We start from the raw sequence: 3,161 nt of genomic DNA, 5'->3' as shown, positions 1-3,161 counted from the left end.
GGCTGGTCGATCGGGCATCGCGGTCGAAGCTCTCCTCACTGGCACTGGGCGCCATCGGACGACTGAACAAATATCGTCATATTGTATTGTATGCTCGTTGGCGGAGTGCGCATCGCAAAGGAGTGGTGATGGCCACGCAGGTAGACGTCGGTACCCGGCCCCTGAGCAGCGACCGGGCCGTCGCGTTGTACCGCCTCATGAGCAAGGTGCACCACAGCGACCAGCGCGTCCGAAAAGGGTTGTCGTCCGGGGAAATCGCGATGAGCTATTGGCCGGTGGACGGTCAGGAGGCGATGTCGGCCGGGGCCGCGCTCGCCCTGTCAAGTGCGGACCAACTGGTCACCACCTATCGCGGGCTGGGCGACGTCGTGGCCAAGGGCGTCGACCTGACCGCGTACTTCGCCGAGATCCTGGGCCGCGGCACCGGCCTGTCGAAGGGCAAGGCCGGCGCGATGGGCATCTACGACCCCGAGCATGGCATCGCCTGGACCACCGGCATCGTGGGCGCCGGCCCCCTGATCGCGAACGGGATCGCGCTGGCGGAGGCCGTCAAGGGCAGTGACCGCGTGGTGCTGGTCAGCTTCGGCGACGGGGCGACCAGCATCGGCTACGTCCACGAGGCCATGAACATGGCTGCGCTATGGGCGCTTCCGGTGGTGTTCTTCTGCCAGAACAACGCGTGGGCCGAATGCACGCCGGTGGCCGGTTACACCCGCACGGCGCGATTGTCCGACCGGGCCGCGGGTTATGCGATGCCCGGCGTCACGATCGACGGCACGGACCCGCACGCGGTGTACCAGGCAGTGGCCGAGGCGGCCGAGCGCGCACGGTCCGGGGGCGGGCCGTCGTTCGTCGAAGCGGTCGCCTACCGCCTGCAGGGGCACTACTTCGGCGACCAGATGCCCTACGCCGACCCCGACGAGCTGGCCGCCAAGCGCGCCGACCCGCCCTTCGCGCGGTATCGGCGGCGGCTCATCGACGAGGGTTTGGCGCATGACGTCGACCTGGACCGGATCGACGCCGACTTGGTTGCCGAGATCGACGCGGCCTTCGCCGCCGCCCGCGACGCCGAGCCCCCCGCCGACGACGAACTGACCCGCGACGTGTTTGCCGCCCACGGCAGCGAGCTTGCGGCACCGGCGACAAAGCGCGCCGCGATGCCCCAGGGCGAAACCGAGACCCTCGGCCTGGTGCAGGCGATCCACCGCACGCTGGATCGCGCGATGGCGGCCAACGATGCGATCGTGCTGCTCGGCGAGGACATCGCCGACCCGTCGGGCGGCATGTTCAAGATCACCGCGGGGTTGTCGACGAAATACGGCGCCCAGCGGGTGCGCGACACCCCGATCGCGGAGTCCTCGATCATCGGCGCCGCGGTGGGCGCGGCCCTGGGTGGTCTGCGGCCGGTGGCGGAGCTGATGTTCATGGACTTCCTCGGCGTGGCCATGGACCAGATCGCCAATCACGCGGCCAAGATCCGCTACATGTCCGGCGGACGGCAGGGCGCCCCGGTTGTCATCCGCGCCATGGTGGGCACGGCGGCCGGCCCGCAGCACTCCCAGGCCTTCGAGGCCTGGGCGATGCACACACCCGGCATCAAGGTCGTGTGGCCCAGCACCGCCGCCGACGCTGTCGGGCTGCTCAACGCCTGCCTGGCCGAGGACGATCCCTGCCTGTTCATCGAGTCGATGAAGCTCTATTACGGCGGCGGCAAGGGGCCCGTGCCGACGGACGACTACGTGATCCCGCTCGGCCAGGCCGACGTCAAACGCGCCGGCGCTGACGTCACGATCTGCACCTACGGCAGCTTGGTGCACGCCGCCCTGGCCGCCGCCGAACAGCTTGCCGCCGAAGGCGTTTCGGTGGAGGTGGTCGACCTGCGCTCCCTGGTGCCGTTGGATCTGGCCACCGTTTTCGACTCCGTCCGCAAAACCGGGCGCCTGGTCGTCGCTCACGAGTCCGTCGGGTTCTGCGGCCCGGGAGCCGAAATCGCCGCGGCCGTCGGGACGGAGCTCTTCGGCGAGCTGTCGGCCCCGATCCAGCGCGTGGGCGGAACGTACACGCCCGTCCCGCGGGCGGCGACGCTGGAAGCCGCCTGCCGCCCGGACACGGCGCGGCTCGTCGAAGCGGTCAGGAGGATCGCGTGATCCAGGTGCGGATGCCGAAGCCGGGCGACGCGATCACGGAAGCGGAGGTGACGGAGCTCTACGTGGCGGACGGCGCGCATGTCTCCGAGGGCGATCCCCTTTACCAGATCGCCACCGACAAGGTCGAGATGGACATCGAGGCGCCGGCCAGCGGCGTTGTGACGTGGAAGGTCAGCGCCGGGGCAAGCTATGACGTCGGCGAACTGCTCGCCGTGATCGAGGCGCAGTGAACGCCCTACCGGATTCCGTCGACGTCGACCTCTGTGCGTCGGAGCTCGAGGGCAGGATCGACGGCGACACCCTGACCGTCACCATCAACCGGCCGGAGAAGAAAAACGCCGTCACCGCCGACGGCTATCACGGGATCAAACGGGCCGCGATGATCGTCGCCGACGAACCGGACCTGAACTTCCTGGTGATCACCGGCACGGGCGACGTGTTCTGTGCGGGCGGCGACATGAACGCGGTGCAGAATCCGGATCGCCGGTGGGACGCGTTCACCGAGTCCTATGACGGAACACCGTTCGAAACGCTGGGCAAGATACCGAAACTCGTCGTCTGCGCCGTCAACGGCATCGCCATGGGCGGCGGCTTGGTGATGACGTTGTTCGCCGACCTCGTCGTCGCCTCCGATCGCGCCCGGTTCCGGGTCCCCGACCTCACCCGCGGCGTGTACGAGGCGTTCGTCGCCGCCCGCCTACCGCAACGACTGGGCACGCTGCGGGCCAATCACCTGATCTACGGCAATGATTGGGTCGAAGCCCAGGAGGCCGAGCGTCTCGGCCTGGTCGGCAAAGTCGTCGCCCACGACTCCCTTGAGTCGGAGGTCGATGCCTTGCTCGAGCGAGTCCGGAAGACCGGCCCCGCCGCCCGGGCGGCCGTCAAGCGCGAGATGGCGCGAGCGCTGCCGCCCGTTGACGTGACGGGCTACTGGTCGTCGATCGGAACCGCCGAACAGATCGAGGCCTTCACGGCGTTCCTGCAGAAGCGATCTCCGGCTTGGGCGGTCAGCCG

3 protein-coding genes are annotated in these 3,161 nt (G+C 68.9%); all 3 read left to right on the top strand.

What is annotated here, in order from left to right:
• Window positions 1-128: 128 nt before the first annotated feature.
• Window positions 129-2,147 (top strand): thiamine pyrophosphate-dependent enzyme, encoded by a 2,019-nt coding sequence (locus A9X03_RS05645; protein WP_068260074.1) that lies wholly within the window; start codon window positions 129-131, stop codon window positions 2,145-2,147.
• On the top strand, window positions 2,144-2,377 hold the full coding sequence (locus A9X03_RS05640) for a lipoyl domain-containing protein (RefSeq protein ID WP_082950093.1): 234 nt from the start codon (window positions 2,144-2,146) through the stop codon (window positions 2,375-2,377). The genes A9X03_RS05645 and A9X03_RS05640 overlap by 4 nt, the downstream gene beginning before the upstream one ends.
• A partial coding sequence (locus tag A9X03_RS05635) for an enoyl-CoA hydratase/isomerase family protein (RefSeq protein WP_068260071.1) occupies window positions 2,374-3,161 on the top strand: 788 nt, incomplete at its 3' end. The genes A9X03_RS05640 and A9X03_RS05635, both read left to right, overlap by 4 nt.

Origin of the sequence: Mycobacterium sp. E1715, from assembly GCF_001667625.1 — a bacterium.
In the GTDB taxonomy this organism is placed as follows: domain Bacteria; phylum Actinomycetota; class Actinomycetes; order Mycobacteriales; family Mycobacteriaceae; genus Mycobacterium.
This window is presented reverse-complemented; position numbering and strand designations above follow the sequence as displayed.

Excerpts from the sequence above, each read along its gene's own strand:
- A9X03_RS05645 (WP_068260074.1), top strand. The coding sequence starts at position 129 with ATGGCCACGCAGGTAGACGTCGGTACCCGGCCCCTGAGCAGCGACCGG.